Annotated in this window: 21 protein-coding genes and 1 tRNA gene; 1 reads left to right on the top strand and 21 read right to left on the bottom strand. The window is 52.7% G+C overall.

Annotated elements, in window-relative coordinates; all coding sequences use genetic code 11:
• From BLW97_RS13970 to BLW97_RS13920, 11 genes are all read right to left on the bottom strand, one after another.
• Positions 1-1,326, bottom strand: a complete 1,326-nt coding sequence (locus BLW97_RS13970) for a glycosyltransferase family 2 protein (protein WP_075323475.1) — start codon at positions 1,324-1,326, stop codon at positions 1-3.
• A complete protein-coding gene (locus BLW97_RS13965; protein ID WP_075323474.1) occupies positions 1,316-2,758 on the bottom strand; it encodes a TackOD1 domain-containing metal-binding protein in 1,443 nt (480 codons plus the stop codon). Before BLW97_RS13965 ends, BLW97_RS13970 begins: the two co-directional genes overlap by 11 nt.
• Positions 2,759-2,975: 217 nt before the next feature.
• Positions 2,976-3,052 (bottom strand) — tRNA-Met (locus tag BLW97_RS13960).
• A gap of 142 nt (positions 3,053-3,194) precedes the next feature.
• The gene (locus tag BLW97_RS13955; protein ID WP_031573890.1) at positions 3,195-3,791 is read right to left on the bottom strand and encodes a hypothetical protein; all 597 of its coding nucleotides are present in this window, start codon (positions 3,789-3,791) and stop codon (positions 3,195-3,197) included.
• Between the two features lie 119 nt (positions 3,792-3,910).
• On the bottom strand, positions 3,911-4,345 hold the full coding sequence (locus BLW97_RS13950) for a DUF6691 family protein (protein ID WP_075323473.1): 435 nt from the start codon (positions 4,343-4,345) through the stop codon (positions 3,911-3,913).
• A complete protein-coding gene (locus tag BLW97_RS13945) occupies positions 4,345-4,770 on the bottom strand; it encodes a YeeE/YedE family protein (RefSeq protein ID WP_010642802.1) in 426 nt (141 codons plus the stop codon). The genes BLW97_RS13950 and BLW97_RS13945 overlap by 1 nt, the downstream gene beginning before the upstream one ends.
• 30 nt (positions 4,771-4,800) lie before the next feature.
• On the bottom strand, positions 4,801-5,664 hold the full coding sequence (locus BLW97_RS13940) for an MBL fold metallo-hydrolase (protein WP_075323472.1): 864 nt from the start codon (positions 5,662-5,664) through the stop codon (positions 4,801-4,803).
• 105 nt (positions 5,665-5,769) lie between these two features.
• Positions 5,770-6,546, bottom strand: a complete 777-nt coding sequence (locus BLW97_RS13935; protein WP_024893176.1) for an ABC transporter permease — start codon at positions 6,544-6,546, stop codon at positions 5,770-5,772.
• Positions 6,546-7,478: an ATP-binding cassette domain-containing protein gene (locus BLW97_RS13930; protein ID WP_075323471.1), complete on the bottom strand. Its 933-nt coding sequence runs from the start codon at positions 7,476-7,478 to the stop codon at positions 6,546-6,548. The genes BLW97_RS13935 and BLW97_RS13930 overlap by 1 nt, the downstream gene beginning before the upstream one ends.
• Positions 7,456-8,190, bottom strand: coding sequence for an alpha/beta hydrolase (locus tag BLW97_RS13925; protein ID WP_075323470.1), 735 nt, complete (start codon positions 8,188-8,190; stop codon positions 7,456-7,458). Before BLW97_RS13925 ends, BLW97_RS13930 begins: the two co-directional genes overlap by 23 nt.
• Positions 8,190-8,507 carry a (2Fe-2S) ferredoxin domain-containing protein gene (locus BLW97_RS13920; protein WP_024893179.1) on the bottom strand — a complete coding sequence of 106 codons (318 nt, stop codon included), beginning with the start codon at positions 8,505-8,507 and terminating at the stop codon, positions 8,190-8,192. Before BLW97_RS13920 ends, BLW97_RS13925 begins: the two co-directional genes overlap by 1 nt.
• Positions 8,508-8,579: 72 nt before the next feature.
• On the opposite strand from BLW97_RS13920, the gene coq7 reads away from it, so the two are divergent.
• The gene (coq7, locus tag BLW97_RS13915) at positions 8,580-9,206 is read left to right on the top strand and encodes a 2-polyprenyl-3-methyl-6-methoxy-1,4-benzoquinone monooxygenase (protein ID WP_031573872.1); all 627 of its coding nucleotides are present in this window, start codon (positions 8,580-8,582) and stop codon (positions 9,204-9,206) included.
• A 13-nt stretch (positions 9,207-9,219) separates the two neighbouring features.
• On the opposite strand, the gene BLW97_RS13910 is transcribed toward coq7, so the two are convergent.
• The 10 genes from BLW97_RS13910 to rpe form a co-directional block, all read right to left on the bottom strand.
• The gene (locus BLW97_RS13910; RefSeq protein WP_010641086.1) at positions 9,220-9,705 is read right to left on the bottom strand and encodes an RrF2 family transcriptional regulator; all 486 of its coding nucleotides are present in this window, start codon (positions 9,703-9,705) and stop codon (positions 9,220-9,222) included.
• A 10-nt stretch (positions 9,706-9,715) separates the two neighbouring features.
• Positions 9,716-10,141: an OsmC family protein gene (locus BLW97_RS13905; protein ID WP_010641088.1), complete on the bottom strand. Its 426-nt coding sequence runs from the start codon at positions 10,139-10,141 to the stop codon at positions 9,716-9,718.
• Between the two features lie 37 nt (positions 10,142-10,178).
• Positions 10,179-10,991 (bottom strand): indole-3-glycerol phosphate synthase TrpC, encoded by an 813-nt coding sequence (gene trpC, locus BLW97_RS13900; RefSeq protein ID WP_075323469.1) that lies wholly within the window; start codon positions 10,989-10,991, stop codon positions 10,179-10,181.
• 9 nt (positions 10,992-11,000) lie between these two features.
• A complete protein-coding gene (gene trpD, locus BLW97_RS13895) occupies positions 11,001-12,011 on the bottom strand; it encodes an anthranilate phosphoribosyltransferase (RefSeq protein ID WP_075323468.1) in 1,011 nt (336 codons plus the stop codon).
• Complete coding sequence (locus BLW97_RS13890; RefSeq protein ID WP_075323467.1) at positions 12,008-12,583, bottom strand: anthranilate synthase component II; 576 nt, start codon at positions 12,581-12,583, stop codon at positions 12,008-12,010. The genes trpD and BLW97_RS13890 overlap by 4 nt, the downstream gene beginning before the upstream one ends.
• Before the next feature lie 83 nt (positions 12,584-12,666).
• Positions 12,667-13,086, bottom strand: a complete 420-nt coding sequence (locus BLW97_RS13885) for a type II toxin-antitoxin system VapC family toxin (protein WP_075323466.1) — start codon at positions 13,084-13,086, stop codon at positions 12,667-12,669.
• Complete coding sequence (locus BLW97_RS13880) at positions 13,073-13,330, bottom strand: AbrB/MazE/SpoVT family DNA-binding domain-containing protein (protein ID WP_075323465.1); 258 nt, start codon at positions 13,328-13,330, stop codon at positions 13,073-13,075. The genes BLW97_RS13885 and BLW97_RS13880 overlap by 14 nt, the downstream gene beginning before the upstream one ends.
• Before the next feature lie 87 nt (positions 13,331-13,417).
• Positions 13,418-14,938 carry an anthranilate synthase component I gene (gene trpE / locus BLW97_RS13875; RefSeq protein ID WP_075323464.1) on the bottom strand — a complete coding sequence of 507 codons (1,521 nt, stop codon included), beginning with the start codon at positions 14,936-14,938 and terminating at the stop codon, positions 13,418-13,420.
• Positions 14,939-15,043: 105 nt separating this feature from the next.
• Positions 15,044-15,730 carry a phosphoglycolate phosphatase gene (locus tag BLW97_RS13870; RefSeq protein ID WP_031573857.1) on the bottom strand — a complete coding sequence of 229 codons (687 nt, stop codon included), beginning with the start codon at positions 15,728-15,730 and terminating at the stop codon, positions 15,044-15,046.
• Entirely contained in the window at positions 15,731-16,393 is a 663-nt protein-coding gene (gene rpe, locus BLW97_RS13865) for a ribulose-phosphate 3-epimerase (RefSeq protein ID WP_010642498.1), read from the bottom strand.
• Positions 16,394-16,436 lie beyond the last annotated feature (43 nt).

Here is a 16,436-nt window from a genome sequence, read left to right as displayed (position 1 = left end):
TTAGAATTTTGTTTTACGTAATACCCACCATGGTGCCATGGCAGAATCATAATGAGTACCGATAAATATTTCTTGGATGATTGCAAATGCACTGTTGACTCTGGTAATGAATGCAAAAAATGGATATAATAATAAAAATGGTAAGTATTTTATATCTTGACTAATGCGTTCTGATATCCCAATGATGTAAAAAATGAATAGTATTAATAGTGCAATAAGGTATACGCAGTATATAAACATGAGAAGGCCTACTATTACCCCTGTATCAAATAATATGAAAAGTGCTACAGTATAAAAAGTGATTATGAAGGGCATTAATATCTGCTGGATTAATCCGGAGTATAAGATAAAAAAGAAATTCTTCCAGCCTAATAGTTTTGGACGAATATTGTAACGGTATTTTCGTATAAAAATATAAAAAAGATCACCGTCCCATCGCCATCGCTGTTTGATGAAATCTTTAAAAGTCACTGGTACATCCGTGTGGCCTATAGCCATCGGATCGAAAACTATTCTTAAACGGCTATGCCGTCCAAAGTGCTGCTTAATTCGCAGAGTCATATCCAGATCTTCCGCAGTACCAGCATCCCAACCTCCAGTTATTCGAATAAAAGATGTGCGAAAAACTCCAAAAGCGCCAGATATATTATTGACTACATTGAATTCGGAAAGTCCAGTTTTTCCCGCTGCGATGGAAAGCATGTATTCGATATTTTGAAATATGGTTGTCAGTGATTTATCTCTGTTGCGTACACGTAAACAACCAGCTACACCAATCACATTCGGATCGTCAAAATGCTGCGTAGCATTTTGTATCATATCATTATCAAAAGAAGTATCGCCGTCTAAAGCCATTATTATTTCCCCGGTGGCAAACATCAGGCCTGTATTCAGAGACGATACGCGTCCACCTCGTTGCCACTTCGGTATCACCTGTAGGTGTCTATTTGGTAATTTGTTTACCTCTTGTATGCAACTAAGGGCTGCGCTTAGAGTGTTAGCATTTTGCAGTGCGCCATCAATAACAGGAATTATTTGAATGAATCCAGGATATTCTTGATATGCGAGAGAAAGAATGGTTTTTATAACATCTCTTCCTTCTGAGTAGCAAGTGATTGTGCATGATACAGAAGGATATTTTTCACGCCATAATACTGGGCGAGTCTTAGCCAGAGTGTAACGAATTATTCCAATTAATACAAGTAGGTACAGTGGAAGTTCAAGTATGATAGCGAACGGAAAAAACTTTAATGCGAGATTCAGTGCGGAACCGTGCTTCGTTGTATCCATCAATCGCATAAATGTCCATACCGCTTCAGCCCACATGCTTTTGTACTTTTTTGCTGAGTTTTGCCATAACATCATTTACCGTAGTCTTAGGTATGATATCTTGTGGACATTGTAGTGAATGTATTTCCGCCTGAATATTTGATTGTTGGGGTATATTTAACGTAGATAATATGCCTTTAAGCCTATTCGCAAAGCCTTCTGCTGATGACATAGGTAAAAATATCCATAATCCATATTCACCAAACCGAGTTGCCAGGTCAGAATCTCGTTGCAATTCACTAATTCTCAATGATATTTCATCAAATAATGCATATGCACGCAATGCTCCAATCTGTTCCATGATTTCTTGAGCGTTTTGAATGTTAAAAAGTACAAGCCCAAAGCCTATATCTGGATGGCGTTCTTGGATGCTGAGTGACCATGCGATTGTTTGGCGAAAATAAGCACCTACTACATAGTTTGAAGTCTTCACATTGGTGAAGCTTTCGTTTGAGGCTCCTGAGCGAAGTAGCATCCGGCCTTGTACTGATAGTACTAGGGTCGATATATCATGGGGAATCAGTTGTTCAGGAAGATTTTCTGATCCACAATCCAAGCAATTCGCTCTGATCTTAGGCTCGATAAATATATGATGGCAACTTTGACACGCGTATTGAGTCAGTGGCCGATCATAGTCTACACCGATGTGTCGGAGTCTGGTGTTACATTGAGGACAAAGCATTCCACTGGGTGACTGAAAGTCTGTTTCCGGACCGACATGCCCGCAAGTAAAACAGTGTAGAGCTGCTGTTTTGTGAATTTCTATACTTTCGCATTGTGGGCAAACATCAATAAAGTGCGGGTGTGCGCTTCCGCAATGCGGGCATTCTCTGGTTCGATCCAGCAATGTTCTTGGAATTAGTGTTTGCCTTTTGAGTAGATCGATTAGTACGATGTCTGCTAATTCTTCTGTTTTTGAAAGAACGTCTATCACAGGATATCGGTACAGTCGCTTGCTGTTTCGATCGAGTACCGGTCGAAGCTCAGACTGCTCACGAATATATTGGTAGAGCATTATTTTTTCATCAGTCTGCAGGGCTTGCGGGTCAAGCTTGAGGCTTATAAGTAATTCTTGCATTTGCTGTGCAGAACTCATCGCTTCAACAAGTGTTTTATGACCATCTAACAGAGGATTCTTGTTGTTGGTGTTATCTGTATATACAGGATGGACCCAGTACTGAGACTGACGGATATGCGAAACGGCCTTGTTTTGTTCAGCTTCAGAAAGCCCCTGTAACAAGAAGCCGAATAGATTGATATTCCCTTCAACTACAGCGGTCTGGTCTGTGACATGAATTACGTTTTCTGGAAGCTGGCCCGGCTTGTCGGGGCTGATCAGTACCAAAAAAAAGCGTTTTGAAGTTGGAAAGGAAGTCATACTCGAAACTGACTCATCTGAAGCTGTCATTTTGGTTTCAGGGGATTTCATAGGCTAATATCCATTGGACACAGCGAATAAAAATTCGAAGCATGGAAGCAACATCTAGTTTTCTCTTGAAAACTATACACGATTTTCATGGTAATTTCTATGGGTTATATAACTAGCAACTCAGTGGATAACGCCCATAAAATCAAAAGGATGATTACAGTAAAATGTAACAAGATAAGAAAAAAGCTCAGACCGAGGTCTAAGCCTTTGTAATATTTGGTGGCGCTTCAGGGATTCGAACCCCGGACACGCGGATTATGATTCCGCTGCTCTAACCGACTGAGCTAAAGCGCCAAGAGCAGCAAATTAAAGCGTTTGCAGTCGCTGTTGTCAAGTTAACAATAGCGAACGAAGCAGGAAAATTCTCCATCCCGATGACCCGGTGCAGTCTTTTTATAATTCGCAATTAATTGATTTTAAATTGTTTAAAATATATTTACTGGTGGGTTGGATCAGGATCCCCGGCTTGTAACTGTTTTGCGAGCGCATCCAGTTTTTGCAGGGCAGGTATGACCGGTTTCTGTAGTTGCTGCAGGTTCGCTTCAGGAAGTTTTACCGGGCAAGTTGCTGATATCCAGCGACCTTGTTGAGTGAAGTGATCGCCGAGTTCAGGAGAGGAGGAAAAAGTCAGTCTGCCGGAACCCGACATGATGGCGCGGTGCAGGACACTACGATTGTCACTGAAAATCATGGTGATATTTTGTGTTGCCGTACCGTTGGGGAGATTTTGAAAACTGTGGAGATGCACCGTGGTACGGTGTGGAGAGTTGATGACGGCATTGTCGGTCTCCAGATTCCGGCTATTTCCAATGCTTGGGAGAAAGGCCTGCAGGCTGCCTGTTTGGGCGTTCCAACATTCATATTGAGTCATCTTACTCTGCTGCTGCCAAGGCCCCTGGATGATCGATACTATCCGCCACAGTCCCGATGCAATCATGGGCTGGGTATCGGGGCTAGCCGCAGCCGGCGACAATGACAGTGTGATAGCCAGGCCTAAAAATGAGAGTACCCATAGCCTGAGGGCTTTATTCATATACGCTCAATGGTAAGAATATTCTAATTGATTCAAAGTATAAACAGGCATACCAAAAAACGCAAAAAACCTTCCCGCGTTTAAAATCGGGAAGGTCTGCGAAATTCCGGCCTAGGTACTCAAGCCATGGCAGGCTTTTGAAAGCGTCGCCGCAAATACGGGGTGAGAGACATTCCCATTATCATAGTCAGGAAAAATACGATGCCACTGATTCCGTTCAGGCCCAATCCAGCTACGGCCGGTCCGGGACAAAGACCGACAAGTGCCCATCCGGCACCAAATAAGGCAGCGCCGAAAAATAGCTCCCTATCAATACGAACCGAGGCTGGTCCAGGCAGGACGTTGCCCAGCAGGGCTTTGCCTCGACGGGCGCTTAAGGGCCATGCGAGGAGCATGGGCAGAATGGCACCCCCGAGAACAAAGGCGAGGGTCGGATCCCAATTACCCAGAACATCCAGCCAGCCCTGGACCCGATCGGCATTGAGCATATCAGAAACAATCAATCCCAGGCCAAAAAGAGATCCTGCAAACAAGGCGCTGATCAGTCGTAACATTAAATCACCCCCAAAAGTTGCCGGAAAATAGAAATGGCGATGACCCCGCTCATTAAATAAACTGCCGTTGCGAAAATACTGCGTATGGAAAAGCGCGAGATCCCGCAGACACCATGTCCGGAAGTACAGCCATTGGCCAGACGACTACCGATACCGACCAAGAGGCCGGCGATGATGATCAGGCTGAGGTTGTTGGTGACGTGAGTTTCGACCGGGGCAATAAAGCGGACCCAGAGCACCGGAACCATGAACAGGCCGAACAGGAAAACGATTCGCTCCCGGCCATTTCCCCAACCAGAACGATCAATAAGACCGCCAATAAGACCACTGACGCCCATAATGCGACCGTTGACCACCAGAAAGATCAAGGCCGCAGTGCCAATCATCAAACCTCCGATAAAACCTATGAGCCATTCATGTTGCATCAGAATTTCTCCAGTCTGCTTCGGGGCAAATTAAACCGCATTGAGAGGAATGCGGAGGTAGGCGACGCCGTTATCCTCCTTCGGGGGGAGCTCGCCAGCGCGGATATTGACCTGAAGTGCTGGCAAAATCAGTTTGGGCATGGCCAGGGTTGCATCCCTTTTTTGGCGGAGTTCAACAAAATCGGCCAGACTCCGATGATTGCCGAGATGAATGTTGTGGGCTTTTTCCTCGGCGACTGTGCTCTCCCAGCGGTATTCGTCACGTCCCGGAGCCTTGTAATCATGGCAAACAAACAGACGTGTTTCCTCCGGAAGCGCAAATATGCGTTGCACCGAATGGTACAGTGTCTCGGCGCTACCACCCGGAAAATCACAGCGGGCAGAGCCGTAGTCCGGCATGAACAGGGTGTCGCCGACAAAGGCCGCGTCGCCGATGACGTAAGTCAGGCAAGCGGGTGTGTGGCCGGGCGTATGCATGACCTGCACGGACAGTTTGCCGATGGTAAAAGTCTCGCCATCGGCAAAGAGATGGTCAAACTGTCTGCCATCCTGAGGAATCTGATCGGACTCGTTATAGATCTGGGCGAAAGTTTTTTGCACCCGGGTGATGTCAGCCCCGATGCCTATTTTGCAGCCGAGTTCCTTGCGGAGAAAATGTGCCGCACTGAGGTGATCGGCATGGGCATGGGTATCGAGTATCCACTCAACCTGCAGATTTTCCTCGTGGACGCGCGCAAGGAGTTTGTCAGCCGAGCTGTGCGAAGTGCGCCCGCTGGCATAATCAAAATCCTGGACCGGATCAATAATGGCGCAAGAGCGGCCCTCGGGCTCTTTGACCAGATAGCTGGCGGTGAACGTGGCTTCATCAAAAAAGCATTCAACAATGGGTTTCATACGCTCGCTCCTCATTTAGATCATATTTGTATATTTAATTATTCTAATTCTATAGTCAATATGGTCGCGAGTCCACAAGCTGTTGCCAAGGAGCAACTTAATCTGTCAGCGCAACAGGCGTCGGACCAGTAAACGCCAGGCGATCAGGTAGGGAATTACGGTATATAGCAGTAGAACGCCGAGATGGTAAGGCACTTGCCGGGGGAGTTGTCCGGTCAATAGTGGGCGCATCAAGGCTACTGCATGGGTCAGCGGCAATACCTGGGCAATATCCTGGGCAAAGGCGGGGAGTGAGTGCAAAGGATAAAATACCCCGCAAAATAAAAACATGGGGGTGACAGCCAGGGTGAAGTAGTACATGAAAAAGTCATAACTGCGGGCCATGGCGGTCATGACCAGGGCGAGGCTGCCGAAGCTTAATCCCGACAGCAGAATGACCGGAATGCTCAGCCATACCCAGGGTCCCTGAATAGCCCCGAAAAAGCTGGCCACGATGATAATGGCGATAGCACTGATCAGGCCTTTGATGGCAGCCCAGAGCACCTCGCCGGCCAGAATGTCGCTGACCCGTAAGGGGGTGGCCAGCATGGCGGCATAAGTATGTTGGGCGCTCATCCGGGTAAAAGCCGAATACAATCCCTCAAAACTCGCCGTATTCATGACACTGCTGGCAACAATGCCCGAAGCAATAAAAGTGATGTAGGGCATGCCGTCCATGTGTCCGACAAAATGCCCGAGTCCATAACCCAAAGCCAGTAAATACAGTAATGGATCACCGAAATTGCCAAGCATGCTGGGGAGCAGGAGTTTCCGCCATACCCCGAAATTGCGCTGTACCACAGCCAGGGCTCCGGGATTGGGAATGGCATCTTGCCAGGACATCAGTGCTCGTCCTCACGCAGATTGCGGCCTGTGAGTCTTAAAAATACATCTTCAAGACTGGCGGGACGCTGCAACCATCGGTAATCCGGGTTATGGACAAAATGCGCCAGCACTTGCTGCAGGTTCTGCCCATAACAAATGAGGGTGTCCCCGACTCTTTCACTGAGCGCTACCTGCTGTTGATGCCAGTTTTCGGGATCCGGGGTGCTGCCATCCAGGCGGCGCAACTCCAGCACTTCACCGGGAATATGAGATTCAATCAGACCTCCGGGGGTGTCCTGCGCGAGAATGTGACCCTGATCAATAATGCCGACCTGATCGGCAAGTCGTTCTGCCTCGTCCATGTAATGGGTGGTGAGCAACAGGGTGGTTCCCTGCCGGCGTAAGTCCCGCAGACGTTGCCAGATCAGGTGCCGTGCCTGCGGGTCGAGTCCGGTGGTCGGTTCATCCAGCAGCAGGAGCTGCGGCGCGTTGATGAGCGCGCGGGCAATGGTGAGGCGACGTTGCATGCCACCAGACAGGGCGGAGATAGGTTGCCGGGCGTAGCCGCTCAGGGCCATGAAATCCAGCAATTCCGCACTGCGTTGACAGATTCTGGTCTTGGGAAGACGAAAATAGCGTCCGTAGGTCCAGAGGTTCTCTTCTACAGTAAAATCCGGGTCGAGGTTGTCCATTTGCGGAACGACGCCGATTCTGGCACGGCCCGCTGCCCCCAAGGTGGAAAGGGCCTGTCCATCCATGCGGATTTCTCCGCCGTCCAGGGGGGTGAGGCCCTGGATAGCCCGTACGGTGGTGCTTTTGCCCGCGCCATTGGGTCCTACCAGGGCATAACAACTACCCGCAGGAATGGAAAAATCCACCCCCCGCAGGACTTCACGGTTACCGTACTGCTTGTGCAGATGTTTCAGTTCAAGAAAAGCGGGATTGAGCACAGGGGCTTGTTCCCGTATAGCGCATTTTGGCTACGTCGTCTGCAAGGGATTGCAGCAGCGCTGTCTGCAGGGTGTTGAGTTGACCATGAAAAAAATGATCCGCAGGCAGCAGCAGGGTTGTGGGGTTGACGGGTAAGGCTGCCAGCCACTGTTTGACGTTGGCTGCGGGTACCAACTCGTCCTGCTCACCCTGAATCAGGGTCCAGGGACAGCGGGGTGGCGACAGGTGCTGGAAGTCGAACAGATTGACGGGCGGGGCCACCGTCAGCAGGCGCGTGATATGGGGATGACGGTGTACGGCCCGATAGGCCACGTAAGCGCCAAAAGAAAATCCGGCCAGCCAGATATCAAAACCCGGACGTCTTTCCTGCACCCAATTCAGGACGGCCAGACAGTCTTCTGTTTCCCCCCGGCCGTCGTCATAACTGCCGGCGCTTTCGCCAACGCCCCGAAAATTGAAGCGCAGGGAGGGAATCCCCAGCAGGTTGAAGGTTCTGCTGAGATAGTGCACCACCTTGTTGTGCAGGGTGCCGCCATAGAGCGGGTGCGGGTGGAGAAGGACGGCCACTGCCCCCCGGGTTTCCTTTTCAGGACAGGCGGTAAGGCCTTCCAGATCACCTGCCGGGCCGGGGATGAGGACTTTCTGGCCGACGCATTCCAGGCCCGCCAGCTCCCCTCCGTCATACAGGTGACTGCGGTCTATGGGCAGCATCAGATGCGCAACCTGTCTACGGGAACCCCGTCACGCAGATGGGATTCGACAATTTCCCGCACATCATCTCCATCGACAAAAGTGTACCAGATGGCGTCCGGATAAACGACGGCCACCGGGCCTTCCTGGCAGCGTCCCAGGCAGCCACAGCGATTGACGCGGACCTGATGATCACCATGAATACCCAGGGATTTGGCATGTTTCTTGGCCAGATGAAACATTTCGTCGGCCAGCCCGCTGTTGTTGCAGGCCTGTTCACCATTGTCGCGATGATTCAGGCAAATGAACATGTGCCGTTGATAAAAACCTTCTTCCATAAGCGTTGACCCTTTCTCTGCTCAGGGACATCATACCCGAATCAGCTTTTACAAACAGCGTACGGAGAAATCATGCTCAGCGATTTGCTTGTCGCCAATCTGGATAATGCCCTGCGTACCCTGACCGGTCAGCACGTCGGGAGTAATCGCCCCTATCCCGGCCGGGCGGTGCCCGATACCTTGCTGCGTCCCTGGGAACGTCAGGAGGCAGGGCGAATGATGCGGGTCAATCATGCCGGTGAAGTGATGGCGCAGGCCCTGTATACGGGCCAGGCGGCAGGTACCTCTGATCCAGAATTACGCGCGCAATTGGAACATGCCCGCAGCGAAGAAGAAGATCATCTGCGCTGGTGCCAGACCCGGCTGCAAGAACTCAACAGTCGTCCCAGTCTTTTATCCCCTCTTTGGTACGGAGCGGGCTGGAGCATGGGCTTTCTCGCCGCCCGCCAGGGTCGTGCAGCCAATCTCGGTCTGGTGGTGGCGGTGGAAAATCAGGTGGAAGAGCATCTGAACGGGCACCTGGATACCCTGCCGGCTGATGATGATCGCAGCCGGGCCGTGGTGGCGCAGATGCGGGATGATGAAGTAGGACATGCCGAGACTGCAGAATCCCTGGGTGCCGGGAAACTGCCCATGCCGGTGCGGATGGCCATGGCGGCGTTTTCCAGGGTGCTGACGCAGGGAGCACTCTGGATTTAAGCCTCCCGAAAACTCAGGATGCCTGGTTTTTGGTGGCCAACGGCCGGATATGGAGTTCTGAACCCCCCGGCAGATGAATACGGTAACGACCGGCCCGTACGGCTTCTGCCATGCTGCCAATGGTTTGCTTGCCGAGTAAACTCATGACTTCGGCCTTCAGAGGCTTCCACTGATAGTGGACCGGGCAGGCGGTTTCGTCGGCACAGGCCTTGAGTCCCAGCACGCAACCCTGGCCGAAGGGTTGTCCTTCCACCACTTCGACAATATCCAGAATGTTCATCTGGTCGGCTCCCGGCCTCAGCACAAAGCCACCACCACGGCCCTTAAAAGAATCCAGTACCCCGCGTTTGGCCAGATCCTGAAGGATTTTTGCCAGATATTGGGCCGGAACCCGCAGATAATCGGAAATATCCCGGCTCAGCACCGGTTCGCCCTCCGGTTGGGCGGCAAGATAAATTAATGCTTGTAAAGCATATTCGCTGGTTTTACTCAGTAGCATGAAAACATCCTCAGGATTCGTCGACGACTGTAAAGTCGTGGGTGATTTCCGCTGTTTTCCCCAGCATGACGCTGGCTGAACAGTATTTTTCCGCCGACAGGCTGATGGCGTGTGCTACTCGCTTGGGATCCAGTGCGTTGCCGGATACCATAAAATGCAGGTGTATTTTGGTGAATACCTTGGGGTCGGTATCCGCCCGTTCGGCCTGGATGTCAACCACACATTGCTGGATGGCCTGCCGGGATTTTTGCAGGATCATGACCACGTCAATGCTCGCGCAACCACCGAGACCCATGAGCAACATTTCCATGGGACGTGCGCCGAGATTGTGTCCACCAATTTCTGCGGATCCATCCATGACCAAGGCATGACCACTGTCAGCATTGGCCACAAAACTCATTTGACCCGGGCCCATCCATTGTACGCGTGTCTGCATGCGTCGCCCCCTTTTACTTTTGAACAACAATCTATCATTAGATGACAATATGGGCGTCATGTAAACCAAACAGCTTACTCAAAGCCGCACCGGGTTGCGCTTCGCGCATGAAGGCTTCGCCGACGAGGAAAGCGTTGACGTCCGCCGCACGCAGTTGCAGGACATCCTCAACCTGGCGAATGCCGCTTTCGGTGACCACAATGCGGTCTTCGGGTATCTGTGGAAGTAACTGCAGGGTGGTTTCAATATCGGTCACGAAGCGATGCAGATCGCGGTTATTGATGCCAATCAATGGAGTACGCAATTTTAGGGCACGCTGGAGTTCTGCGCTGTTGTGTACTTCGACGAGTACGGCCATACCCAGGTAATGTGCAGATTCTTCCAGGGTTTGCAGTTGTTCATCAGACAACGCCGCGACAATGAGGAGGATGGCATCTGCGCCAATGGCGCGTGCTTCCCAGACCTGATAGGGATCAATGCAGAAATCCTTTCTCAGCACTGGAACGGAACAAGCTTCCCGGGCAGCCGTCAGATAAATGTCGGCGCCCTGAAAATAATGTTCATCCGTCAGTACTGACAGGCAGGCAGCGCCGTGGGCTGCGTAATCCTGGGCAATGCTGACGGGATTGAAATCTTCCCGGATAATGCCTGCGGAAGGGGAGGCCTTTTTGATTTCGGCGATGACTGCGGCTTGCCCGGCGCCGATTTTACTGCGGATAGAACCGATGAAATCACGCGCTGGCCCGCTCAGGGCTACAGATTCCTGCAATTCAACCAGGCCAAGGCGAGCCTTGCGTTCAATGATTTCAGCGTGTTTGCGGGTAATAATTTCCTGGAGTATGTCCGTCATACGGATCCTTTATTGGTTTTTGCCCAGTAATTCCTGCCATTTATTCCAGGCAGCTCCTGACTTCAAAATGTCTCTTGCCAACACCACACCAACCGCCATATCGGGTACCACATCTGCCGCATAAAGTGCCGCCCCCGCGTTCAGTAAAACCACATCCAGGCGCGGTCCAGCCCGGTTTTGCAGGACCTCTTCAGCGGCCGACAATGCTTCTGCTACGCTGTTAATTTGCAGGCTGGCAAGCGGTGCGCGCGCAATACCGAAGTCCTCCGGCTGAATACGGCTGCGCGAAATCACCCCATCCTTCAGTTCGGCCATGTCCGTGGGGGCAGAAAGACTGATTTCATCCAGGCCGTCATGACCATGAACCACCAGTACGTGACGGGAGCCCAGTTCCCGTGCCGCTTCGGCCAGTGGCATCAGCCAGCGTTCGGCATATACGCCGAGCACCTGATGCGGGGCTCCCGCCGGGTTACTCAGGGGACCCATCAAATTGAACAATGAGCGAATAGCCAGTTCCTTGCGCGGACCGACGGCATGGCGCATGGCACCATGATGCGCCGGTGCAAACAGGAAGCCGATGCCGATTTTTTCGATGCTCTGGGCCACCGCTTCGGGGTCCATATCCATGGGCAGACCCGCAGCTTCCAGAACATCTGCACTGCCACTGCGACTGACCATGGAACGGTTGCCGTGTTTGGCTACCCGGGCGCCCCCCGCTGCTGCGACGACGGCAGATACCGTGGAAATGTTGAAGGTGCTCAGGGCATCTCCGCCGGTCCCGCAGGTGTCGAGCAGATGATCGGTGGAAACTTCTACCCGGGTCATGCAGGCGCGCAGCGCCAGGGTGGCACCAACCAGTTCTTCGACCCGTTGTCCCTTCATGCGCAGGCCCATGAGGAGGGCACCAATTTGCGCAGGCGTCCAGTCATCGGCCATGATTCCGGCAAATACATGCTGGGCTTGCTCTCGGGACAAATCCTGCCCGGCGGCAATTTGTTCAAGAATGTCGCGGACCATCATCGGGTTGCTTCTCCCTGTAAGAAGTGCTGGAGGAGGGTTTTACCACATTCGCTGAGAATGGATTCAGGGTGGAACTGCACCCCTTCCACGGCCAATGCGCGGTGACGTAAGCCCATGATTTCTCCCGCTTCCGTCCAGGCCGTAATTTCCAGACTCTCTGGCAGACTGTCGCGTTCGACAATCAGGGAATGATAACGGGTGGCGGGAAAGGGATCGGGCAGGTCGTGGAAGATTCCCTGACCATGGTGATGGATGGGCGAGGTCTTGCCATGCATCACCTGATCGGCGCGGATCACCGTGCCACCAAAAGCCTGACCGATGGCCTGATGGCCGAGACAAACGCCCAGCAGCGGGATTTTTCCGGCAAAGTGCTGGATGGTGGCAATGGAAATGCCCGCTTCATTGGGGGTGCAGGGACCGGGCGAGATGCAGATATGGCTGGGAGCCAGTTTTGCAATGCGGGCAATATCAATGGCGTCATTGCGTTCTACCCGTACTTCTGCACCAAGCTCACCAAAATACTGCACCAGGTTGTAGGTGAAGCTATCGTAATTATCGATCATGAGCAGCATAATTTCACCATCCTATTGATTTTTATGCATTCAACCATAAAACACTCGCGAATCATGCCCTTTCATACCCTCTTTAGCGACGGCTACTTGGCAGGGACAACGACTGCAGGTGTAACACCAAGACGTTTGGCGCGGCGCGCAAAGCGACGGTCATCAAAGCTTATGAATTCCGTGCAGTGGCTGCTGGCCAGCAAGTGCAGGGCATCGGCGAAGTCCAGCCCCTCTGTGTGCCAGGCCAAGGCATCGGCGATGCGCGACCATTCCTCGACATTGACGTTGGGCAGACCAAGCAGATGTTTGACGACCCTGACGAAATCCTCGTCCGCGAAGCCATAAAAGGCGCGCAAGACCCATTCGAGCTCAAGGATTACGGTCAGGGGCACGAACACCTGGGGAGATTCGGTCAGGAGTCTATGGGCAATCGGTCGTTGTCTGGCGGCCTCGGGGTCAGCCGGGTCAGCCACATAGAAACGTGCCAGAATGTTGGTATCAAGGGCGATCATCTTTGCTTTCCCGCATGGCGAGGGCGACATCAAAATCGGCAAGACGGCGCTTGCCCGGCCGCGTGCAAACCAGCATGCCAAAGCCGTCTTCGGCAGCGGTTTGAGTGACTTGGCGCTTCACCTCGGCGTGGATGACATGACCTTCCAGGCTGAAATCGAGTTGACAGCCGGGGGTGATGCCCAAGCGGCGACGGATTTCCACCGGAATGACAACTTGGCCTTTATCGGAAACAGTTGTTAACATGGCAACATTCCCCTCTTACCTAGTAAGAATATTTTAGCACAAGGCATTACTCCGACAACAGAATGCAGGTGGCGTAGTCTGTAATTGTCAATCATGAGCAGCATGATCTGCCCTCCCTTCGGGGTCGAGGCCGTTTTCGGCCAGTGCTACAGCCCGGAACATGGCGCGGCGCTTGTTCATGGTTTCTTCCCACTCTGCTGCGGGTTCGGAGTCGGCCACAATGCCTCCTCCGGCCTGAATATGCAGGGTGCCGTTTTTGATGACTGCAGTGCGGATGGCGATGCAGGTATCCATGTTGCCATTCCAGCCCCAGTAGCCCACGGCCCCGGCATATACGGCTCGGGATACTGGTTCGATTTCCCGGATGATTTCCATGGCACGAATTTTCGGCGCTCCTGATACGGTGCCCGCCGGAAAGCTGGCACGCAGGGCATCCATGGCATCCAGCTCCGGGCGCAGCCGACCAGTGACCTGGGAAACAATGTGCATGACATGGGAGTAGCGTTCAATGCCAAAGGAATCCGTCAGCGTGACCGAACCGACTTCGGCAATTCGGCCCACATCATTGCGGGCCAGATCAATCAGCATGAGATGTTCGGCACGTTCTTTGGGGTCTGCCAGAAGCTCTTTTTCCAGGGCTTCATCTTCTGCCCGGGTTTTGCCCCGGGGACGGGTTCCGGCAATGGGGCGTACGGTGACCTGCTGGTCTTCCACCCGGACCAGAATTTCTGGCGAAGAGCCCACCAGATAAGTGTCGTCCAGATCTACATAAAACATGTAGGGAGAAGGATTGACGCCCCGCAGGGCCCGGTAAAGGTCCAGAGGATGGGCACTCAGTTCGGTGGACAGGCGTTGCGAAGGCACGACTTGCATGACGTCGCCAGCAGCGATGTAGTCCTTGATGTGATCCACTGCGGCCATGTATCCCTCACGGCTGAAACTGGCGGTGAAGTCTTCTTCCCTCACCCTGCGGGTTTGCACGGGGGGGGGCGGCGGCATGGCGCTTTGTCGTAGCCGCTTCTGCAGCGCATCCAGGCGCTGAAGACCCTGGTGATAGGCCTTGTCTTGACTGGGATCCACATGAACCAGAAGACGGATGGTTCCACGTAAATTGTCAAAAATCAGCAGTTCATCGGCCACCAGCAACTGGATTTCCGGCAGATCGAGCGGATCAGGGAGGGTTGCGCTACGCGCAAGACGCGGCTCAATATAGCGAACAATATCGTATCCGAAGTAACCGACCAGTCCGCCACTGAAACGGTCATCAATGGCTTCTTCCAGGGGCGCGACCCGAAAGCGCGCGCGAAATGCACTGATCCATTCGAGCGGGTCTTGCGGCTGGACCCGTTCCGTTTCGACCCCCTCATTATGAACGGTCACCAACCCGTGATGCACGCGGATGATCTGCCGGGCAGGGAGCCCGATGATGGAGTAACGCCCCCATTTTTCACCGCCCTGAACGGATTCGAGTAGATAGGCATAGGGACCATCCACCAGTTTCAGATAGGCGGAAAGAGGGGTATCGAGGTCGGCAATGACCTCGCGGGAAAGGGGAATGCGGTTATAGCCCTGGTTTGCCAGGGCAGCAAAAGTGGCTTCAGAAATCACGGATCACCTCGTTGGAACGATAAAAAGAAGGGCACTGCTTTTCAGCAGCAACGCCATCGTTTTCCCGCACGTTCCAATTTCCGCATAATTTCCGTTACTCCTGTCTCAGGCGAGAATATCCAATAATTCACTCATATTGTCCAGTACAGCATCGGGATTGAGCGTGTGTACGGGTTCGTCACCATGATATCCATAGGTTACACAAGCTACGGGCATGCTAGCTGCGCGGGCTGCCTGGGTATCATTGCAGGAATCTCCGACCAACAAACAGTCACCTACCGGCTGATGAAAGTGGGCAGCAGCATGCAGGAGTTGCAATGGATCCGGCTTCTTTTTGGGAAGGCTGTCACCAGACAGGACCAGGCCAAAAAAGTCATATAACTCCAGACGTTTTAACAGGGGTTCGGTAAAAGCCTTGGCCTTGTTGGTGATGCAGACCAGCTCCCGGCCTTGCGCCTGAAGGGCTTTGAGGGTGTCGCTTACGCCTGGATAAATCTGACTGTGATCCAGCAGATGCTCTCCGTAGTATCGACTGAAATCGACCATGGCGGCGTCCAGTTCTGCTTCGCTGGGTTCCTGCTGAATACTCAGGGCCCGGCGCATCAGTTCACGTACGCCATTGCCGATGAAGCCGCGAATCACCGGCATCCCGGCAGGTTGACGCCCCAGTTTGCGAAGGGCGTGGTTGGCGGCTCCCGCCAGATCCGGAGCGGTATCAATGAGCGTACCGTCCAGATCCAGCAGTACCACTCGCGCCGTGAAGGGTGCGCTGACGTTCAGTTGCACCGTCATTTAACCCGCCAGTGCCTTGCGGAAAGCCGCAATGGTAGCTTTATAGTCTGGAGTGTTATAAATGGCGCTGCCGGCGACAAATACATCGGCACCAGCATCGGCGACCCGGCGCACATTATCGACTTTAACGCCACCATCTACTTCCAGTTCAATATGCTTGCCGGTAGCGTCAATGCGCTTGCGGATGGCTTCGATCTTACGCAGGGTGTAGTCAATGAAACTCTGACCGCCAAAACCGGGGTTGACGCTCATGACCAGTACCAGGTCCAGATTTTCCAGGACGTAGTCCAGCACATCGAGGGGCGTTCCGGGATTGAGCGACACGCCAGCCTTGCAACCGAGGCTATGGATCAACTGAATGGTGCGATCCAGATGAATGGTCGCTTCCGGATGCACGGTGATGATGTTGGCACCGGCCTTGGCAAACTCGGGAATGATGGCATCCACCGGGGCAATCATCAAATGCACATCCAGAGGCTTCTGGGTATGGGGTTTGATAGCCGCAGCGACCAGCGGTCCAATAGTCAGGTTGGGTACAAAATGGTTGTCCATGACGTCAACATGAATATAGTCGGCGCCAGCTTCATCCACTGCCCGCACTTCTTCACCCAGGCGGGCAAAGTCAGCAGAGAGAATGGAGGGTGAAATCTTGAATTGTGTCATACGGCCTCCAAAACAGGGCGAGAGCGCCGTGCGCCCTCGCCGG

This window comes from Acidithiobacillus albertensis (assembly GCF_001931655.1).
Classification (GTDB): domain Bacteria; phylum Pseudomonadota; class Gammaproteobacteria; order Acidithiobacillales; family Acidithiobacillaceae; genus Acidithiobacillus; species Acidithiobacillus thiooxidans.
This window is presented reverse-complemented; position numbering and strand designations above follow the sequence as displayed.

Coding starts and splice junctions, on each gene's coding strand:
- BLW97_RS13905 (WP_010641088.1), bottom strand. CDS start 10,141: ATGCAGACACGCGTACAATGGATGGGCCCGGGTCAAATGAGTTTTGTG.
- BLW97_RS13870 (WP_031573857.1), bottom strand. CDS start 15,730: ATGACGGTGCAACTGAACGTCAGCGCACCCTTCACGGCGCGAGTGGTA.
- trpC (WP_075323469.1), bottom strand. CDS start 10,991: ATGACGGACATACTCCAGGAAATTATTACCCGCAAACACGCTGAAATC.
- BLW97_RS13880 (WP_075323465.1), bottom strand. CDS start 13,330: ATGTTAACAACTGTTTCCGATAAAGGCCAAGTTGTCATTCCGGTGGAA.
- BLW97_RS13950 (WP_075323473.1), bottom strand. CDS start 4,345: ATGTTACGACTGATCAGCGCCTTGTTTGCAGGATCTCTTTTTGGCCTG.
- BLW97_RS13910 (WP_010641086.1), bottom strand. CDS start 9,705: ATGCTACTGAGTAAAACCAGCGAATATGCTTTACAAGCATTAATTTAT.
- BLW97_RS13965 (WP_075323474.1), bottom strand. CDS start 2,758: ATGAAATCCCCTGAAACCAAAATGACAGCTTCAGATGAGTCAGTTTCG.
- BLW97_RS13945 (WP_010642802.1), bottom strand. CDS start 4,770: ATGCAACATGAATGGCTCATAGGTTTTATCGGAGGTTTGATGATTGGC.
- BLW97_RS13970 (WP_075323475.1), bottom strand. CDS start 1,326: ATGTGGGCTGAAGCGGTATGGACATTTATGCGATTGATGGATACAACG.
- BLW97_RS13890 (WP_075323467.1), bottom strand. CDS start 12,583: ATGCTGCTCATGATCGATAATTACGATAGCTTCACCTACAACCTGGTG.
- BLW97_RS13920 (WP_024893179.1), bottom strand. CDS start 8,507: ATGGAAGAAGGTTTTTATCAACGGCACATGTTCATTTGCCTGAATCAT.
- coq7 (WP_031573872.1), top strand. CDS start 8,580: ATGCTCAGCGATTTGCTTGTCGCCAATCTGGATAATGCCCTGCGTACC.
- BLW97_RS13955 (WP_031573890.1), bottom strand. CDS start 3,791: ATGAATAAAGCCCTCAGGCTATGGGTACTCTCATTTTTAGGCCTGGCT.
- BLW97_RS13940 (WP_075323472.1), bottom strand. CDS start 5,664: ATGAAACCCATTGTTGAATGCTTTTTTGATGAAGCCACGTTCACCGCC.
- trpD (WP_075323468.1), bottom strand. CDS start 12,011: ATGATGGTCCGCGACATTCTTGAACAAATTGCCGCCGGGCAGGATTTG.
- BLW97_RS13935 (WP_024893176.1), bottom strand. CDS start 6,546: ATGTCCTGGCAAGATGCCATTCCCAATCCCGGAGCCCTGGCTGTGGTA.
- BLW97_RS13925 (WP_075323470.1), bottom strand. CDS start 8,190: ATGCTGCCCATAGACCGCAGTCACCTGTATGACGGAGGGGAGCTGGCG.
- rpe (WP_010642498.1), bottom strand. CDS start 16,393: ATGACACAATTCAAGATTTCACCCTCCATTCTCTCTGCTGACTTTGCC.
- BLW97_RS13885 (WP_075323466.1), bottom strand. CDS start 13,086: ATGATCGCCCTTGATACCAACATTCTGGCACGTTTCTATGTGGCTGAC.